Source organism: Deltaproteobacteria bacterium (assembly GCA_016223005.1).
Taxonomy (GTDB): Bacteria; Desulfobacterota; GWC2-55-46; order UBA9637; family GWC2-42-11; genus JACRPW01.
Window position 1 is genome coordinate 8,362 of record JACRPW010000051.1, and the last position, 5,806, is coordinate 14,167.

Sequence of the window (5,806 nt, forward strand, 5' to 3'; positions counted from 1 at the left end):
CCCAATGCAACTGTTGTCATTACAAACCCGACCCATCTGGCTGTTGCAGTTAAGTATGAGCATGGGAAGATGCGCGCCCCCCTTGTTGTTGCAAAGGGCGCAGGCATTGTAGCAGAAAAGATTAAAGAGATAGCCCGAGGGCATAAGGTGCCTGTAATAGAGAATAAACCGCTGGCGCAGATAATATGGAAGACAGTTGAGATTGGCAAAGAGATACCAGCAGCACTTTATAAGACAGTGGCAGAGGTTCTGGCATATATATACAGGGCAAGGGGAAAAGTAAGAAGTGAGGAGTGAGGAGCAAAAAATATGGCTGTAACTACAGGAAAAATATTAACTAAAAATATTATTGAGATGATTGTCCCTGTGGGCATAGTCGGGATACTGGCAGTAATGATAATCCCAATGCCGACTCTTCTCCTTGATTTGCTCTTATCCATGAGTATCACCCTATCCATCATTATCCTCTTAATATCAGCACATATGGTGAAGCCGCTGGATTTTGCTGTGTTTCCATCTATCCTGCTCATTACAACACTTTTCAGACTCTCTTTAAATGTAGCATCAACAAGGATAATCCTGCTGCACGGCAATGAAGGTGTTAGCGCTGCAGGGCAGGTAATCAAGGCATTTGGGGTGTTTGTTGTGGGAGGGAATTATGCGGTTGGCATGGTGGTGTTTATAATATTGGTCATTATAAATTTTGTTGTTATCACAAAAGGCGCAGGCAGAATCGCAGAGGTCTCAGCAAGGTTTACACTTGATGCAATGCCGGGTAAACAGATGGCAATTGATGCTGATTTGAATTCAGGACTCATAGGAGAAGATGAGGCAAGAAAAAGGAGAAAGGATGTTACCCGAGAGGCAGATTTTTACGGCGCAATGGATGGCGCGAGTAAGTTTGTCCGGGGTGATGCTATTGCAGGCATCCTCATTACCTTTATCAATATTATAGGCGGTATTATCATCGGTGTATTTCAGCAGGGCATGAATATTGTAGATGCCATGTCTATCTATACGATACTCACCATCGGAGATGGTCTTGTAGCACAGATACCGGCGCTTGTGATTTCAACAGCAGCAGGCATTACTGTTACAAGGGCAGCCTCTGAATCAGATATGGGCAGTGAGTTTGCATCTCAAATCCTCTCTTATCCAAAGGCAATTGCAGGCGCTGCAGGTGTGCTGTTTGTCCTCGGTCTTATACCGGGACTGCCTCATCTGGCATTTTTGACACTTGCAGGTGTAACAGGCGGGATTGCATACATGAGCAATCAGGGTATGTTTGCGGCTCCAAAAAAAGAGGAGGTAAAGGAGGTTCCAAAGACGCCTGAAAAGGATGAAATTATACTCCCTGACCCGCTTACAATAGAGGTAGGCTACAGGCTCATACCGCTTGTTGATTCAGAAAGCGGAGGTGAACTTCTGGACAGGATTAAGGCAATGAGGAGGCAGATTGCTGCTGAAATAGGTTTTCTTGTGCCGCCGATACATATAAAGGACAACCTTCAGTTAAAACCCGAGGAGTATATTATTTTGTTGAGGGGGATTGAGGTGGGAAGGGGCTCGGTTATGATGAATTATCAGATGGCAATAGACCCTGGCACCGCACAAAAAGGTCTTGAGGGTATCCCTGCAAAAGAGCCTGCCTTTGGACTTCCTGCCCTGTGGATAGACGAGGGTTTAAAGGATAAGGCAAAGATTATGGGTTGGACAGTAGTAAACCCTGCTGTAGCCATAATAACTCATATTGCCGAGGTTGTTAAGGCAAATGCCTATAGGCTTCTGACAAGGCAGGATGTGCAGACAATCCTTGATGCCCTTGCCAGAACACATCCGAAGATTGTTGAGGAACTTGTGCCAGCACAATTATCCCTCGGAGGTGTTGAAAAGGTATTGCAGAATCTTTTGAGGGAGAAGATACCGATAAGGGATGTTTTGAGTATCGCAGAGACACTGGCAGACTATGCGCCATCAACAAAGGATACAGATATCCTGACAGAGTATGTCAGACAGGCAATGTCAGGCACTATTACAAGACAATATACAACTGAAGATGGACTTTTGCCAATCATGCTTCTTGACCCAAGGCTTGAGGAAACTATTTCAAAGTCTATACATCAATCTCAATATGGAATAAATATTGCAATAGAACCTTCCATAGCACACAAACTAATGAATAAGGTATCAGAGGGGGCGCAGGAAATGGTTAATCAGGGGTATCGCCCTTTAGTTATGACATCATCTGATGTCAGACGGTTTGTCAGAAAACTTATTGAGAGGACTCTCCCTTTAGTTGCTGTTGTAGGTTCAAATGAGGTGTCAGGAGATATTCGTATAAAGAATATAAAGGTGGTGAGTTTGTAATATGCATATCAAGAGATTCAGGGAAAAGACCATTGAATGCGCACTCAAGTGTGTGAGAGAGACCTTTGGCGAAGATGCTGTCATCCTTTCTACAAAGAAATTTGACAAAGGTGTTGAGGTTTTGGCGGCAATTGATTTTGACGCAGATGAGATTGAGAAAAAACTTATAGAAAATTCTCTAGTAAGAAATGAATTAGGTAATTTAAGACAAGAGATGTCTGACATTAAACTTCTGTTTTCTTCTTTGTCCAATGATAGTGCAATGAAGAAACTTGCAGGGCTTGAAAGCGGGGCGATTGAACTTTATCAGGAGATGTTAAAGAGGGGAATACACAATGAGGTATCTAAAAAACTCATTAAGGCTGCTGCAGGGCATGGGGAAAATGGCGGCGGACTGATGGACAGATGTCATACTGCTATAATGAATAATACCTCTGTATGCAATCCCCTTGCTGAAGGCGGCAAACCAAAGCTGCTGGCATTTGTAGGTCCAACAGGTGTCGGCAAGACAACAACAGTAGCAAAACTTGCAGGCAAACTGATTCAAAAATACAAGGCAAAGGTAGGGCTTGTAAGCACTGATAATATCAGGACAGGCGCTAATGAGGTTTTGCAATCATGCGGCAGACAATTCGGCATCTCTGTTCACGCAGTGAAATCAAAGGATGATTTTAATAAGGCAGTATGGAACAACAAGGATAAGGATGTGGTATTGATTGACACCCCTGGCAGAAATCCTATGGATGCGGATGGCATCAAAGAATTCAAAGGCATGCTTGCTGGCGGACTTCCAATCAAGACTGCCATTGTATTAAGTGTGACCACAAAAGATGATGTTCTCTTAAAGGCATGTGATGGTTTCGGGGCTTTACCGCTTGACTGTATGGTCTTTACAAAGATTGATGAATCTCAAAGTTTTGGCTCTATCCTTAATACATCCATGTTTGTAAAAAAACCCATTGCCTATCTCTGTAATGGACAGAAGATACCCCATGATATTATGGCAGCCTCCCTAGATATGCTTGGTAATCTCATACTTGGTAAGGGGAAAAACTATGTTTAGTAAATGCAAACCAAAGGTTATAGCAATCACAAGCGGAAAGGGTGGTGTAGGCAAGACAAATGTTGTTGCAAATCTTGCAGTTAGTTTTGCCATGAAAGGCAAGAAGGTGTTTGTCCTTGATGCTGACCTTGGGCTTGGAAATCTGGATATACTGCTTGGTTTAACCCCTAGGTTTACACTTGCCCACATCCTTAAGGGAGAGAAGACAATAGAAGAGGTTGTTGTCAAAGGACCTAAAGGGATAAGAATCCTTCCTGCAGCATCAGGCATTCAGGAACTCACAAATCTTGGAGCAGAAGAAAAGATTAACCTCTTTTCACAGATAGAAAACCTTGATGGTAACATTGATATAATGCTGATAGATACTGCTGCAGGCATTTCTCAAAATGTCCTTTTCTTTAACATGGCTGCTGATGAAATCATAGTTGTTGCCTCGTCTGAACCTACATCCATTATAGATGCTTATGCCCTTATGAAGGTCCTTCATTTAAAGCATGGTGAGAAGAGGTTTAAACTGCTTGTAAATTTTGTAAAAACCAAAAATGAGGGGCTTGAGGTCTACAGAAACTTAAGCGTAGTTACAGGCAGGTATCTGAATATAGCAATAGATTATCTGGGTTTTATTCCTATGGATGAGAATCTGCCAAAGGCTGTCAGGGAACAGAAGCCTATAGTAGATATATTCCCTGATTCAAAGGCAAGCAAGGCATTTATGGAATTATCAGGGATTATTGATGAACTTCCGCCCGTGGAGCCAAAAGACAATCTGCAGTTTTTTAGCGGCAGGGGTATAGAGGTGAGATGTGAAATGTAAGGCGAGAATAGCGAGAAAGGCGGGAAATGCAGGCTATAGATTTTAAGAAACTTAATATGGATAGAGATGCAGTAATCAGGGAATACGCACATCTGGTAAAGATTATTGCATACAGACTTGCTGTCAGACTGCCGTCCCACATTGATATAAACGACCTTATAAATGCAGGGATAATCGGGCTTATAGATAGTATTGATGCATTTGACCCTGCAAGGGGTGTGAAGATGGAGACATATCTATCCTTCAGGATAAAGGGGTCCATGCTGGATGAACTTAGAAGTATGGACTGGCTGCCAAGGAGTGTAAGGGAAAAATCAAAGCAGCTGGAAAGGGGATATGCAGAACTTGAGTCAAAACTTGGAAGGACACCAACAGACGAAGAGATGGCAGAATCCTTTGGCATGGATGAAGATAATTTTCAGGAACTTCTTAGAAAGGTTAGCTGTGCAGGTGTGATAAATCTTGAGGATATGGGGCTGAATAAGAATGGCGATGATGTAAATATAATGGAATGTCTGGCAGACCCTCGTTGTGAAGACCCTGTTAAATCTCTGCACATGGAGGATGTCCGCAGCAGGCTTGCAAAGGCTGTTGATGAACTGCCTGAAAAAGAGAGGCTCGCAGTATCCCTTTATTATTATGAAGAACTAAATCTCAAAGAGATAGGTCATGTTATGAGTCTTACAGAATCAAGGGTTTGCCAGCTGCATACTCAGGCAATCCACAGGCTGAAGGGTAAACTAAAAAAACTTGTAAATATGGGGGACTTGATATGACAGGCAAATATACGAAGTTTTTGCAATCAGTTGACAGGTCAATACATCATGCCCATATTTACGGCGCCAGACATCCTTTGGCACACAGGTCTATTTCTGATACCTACAATCATATCATGAAACTGCTTACTGATAACTGTGAATTGAGTATGAGTTTTGCAGATTGGAAAATACTTGTTAATAGTCAACCGCAGGATAGCGGGGATGAGATTGCTATATTATTTCATAAATTAAAACTTAATAACATTGTCTTTTATCAAGAGATTAAATTTGAAGAGTTAGTAACCTTGTTCTCGGCGCTAAATCTGGAAAATGGAATGATTGCGGGAGAAGATTTTTCAAATAAAGGTATAGGTCATATAAATGTTAATAAGGCACATTCTAAAAAAACAGATGAAGATTTGGATGTTAAACAATGGCTTGATGATTTTGTATCTAATGTTACACATGAACTTATAACACCTGTTGCTTCTGTCAAGCAGTCGCTTTCTAATATACTTAATCTTACAAACGGCTTAACTTTGGATCAGCAAAAGATGTTAGGTGTTGCCTTGAGAAATACGGAGAGGTTATCAAGACTTATAAATAACATACTTGATTTTTCTATGGCAGGGTCAGGTAGTATTCAGATAAGACAAGAAATAGTGGATTGCAATCTCTTGTTAGAAGATGTTGTATCTACTATGAAGTGCCTTGCAGATGTCAAACGGATTAAACTTTGTCTGGGCTTGCCAAATGTTATCCCAAAACTTTTTGTTGACAGGGACAGGATTATACAGGTCTTTA

At 41.7% G+C, this 5,806-nt stretch carries 6 protein-coding genes; all 6 read left to right on the top strand.

Annotated elements, in window-relative coordinates:
• Positions 1–297: EscU/YscU/HrcU family type III secretion system export apparatus switch protein (locus HZC45_06060; protein MBI5682713.1), on the top strand; the 297-nt coding region annotated here is incomplete at its 5' end.
• Positions 298–309: 12 nt separating this feature from the next.
• Complete coding sequence (gene flhA, locus HZC45_06065) at positions 310–2,367, top strand: flagellar biosynthesis protein FlhA (GenBank protein MBI5682714.1); 2,058 nt, start codon at positions 310–312, stop codon at positions 2,365–2,367.
• A 1-nt stretch (position 2,368) separates the two neighbouring features.
• A complete protein-coding gene (locus tag HZC45_06070) occupies positions 2,369–3,430 on the top strand; it encodes a hypothetical protein (protein ID MBI5682715.1) in 1,062 nt (353 codons plus the stop codon).
• A complete protein-coding gene (locus tag HZC45_06075) occupies positions 3,423–4,244 on the top strand; it encodes a MinD/ParA family protein (GenBank protein MBI5682716.1) in 822 nt (273 codons plus the stop codon). Before HZC45_06070 ends, HZC45_06075 begins: the two co-directional genes overlap by 8 nt.
• Before the next feature lie 26 nt (positions 4,245–4,270).
• Complete coding sequence (locus HZC45_06080) at positions 4,271–5,020, top strand: FliA/WhiG family RNA polymerase sigma factor (protein MBI5682717.1); 750 nt, start codon at positions 4,271–4,273, stop codon at positions 5,018–5,020.
• The coding region (locus HZC45_06085) for a HAMP domain-containing histidine kinase (GenBank protein MBI5682718.1) at positions 5,017–5,806 on the top strand (790 nt) is incomplete at its 3' end. The genes HZC45_06080 and HZC45_06085, both read left to right, overlap by 4 nt.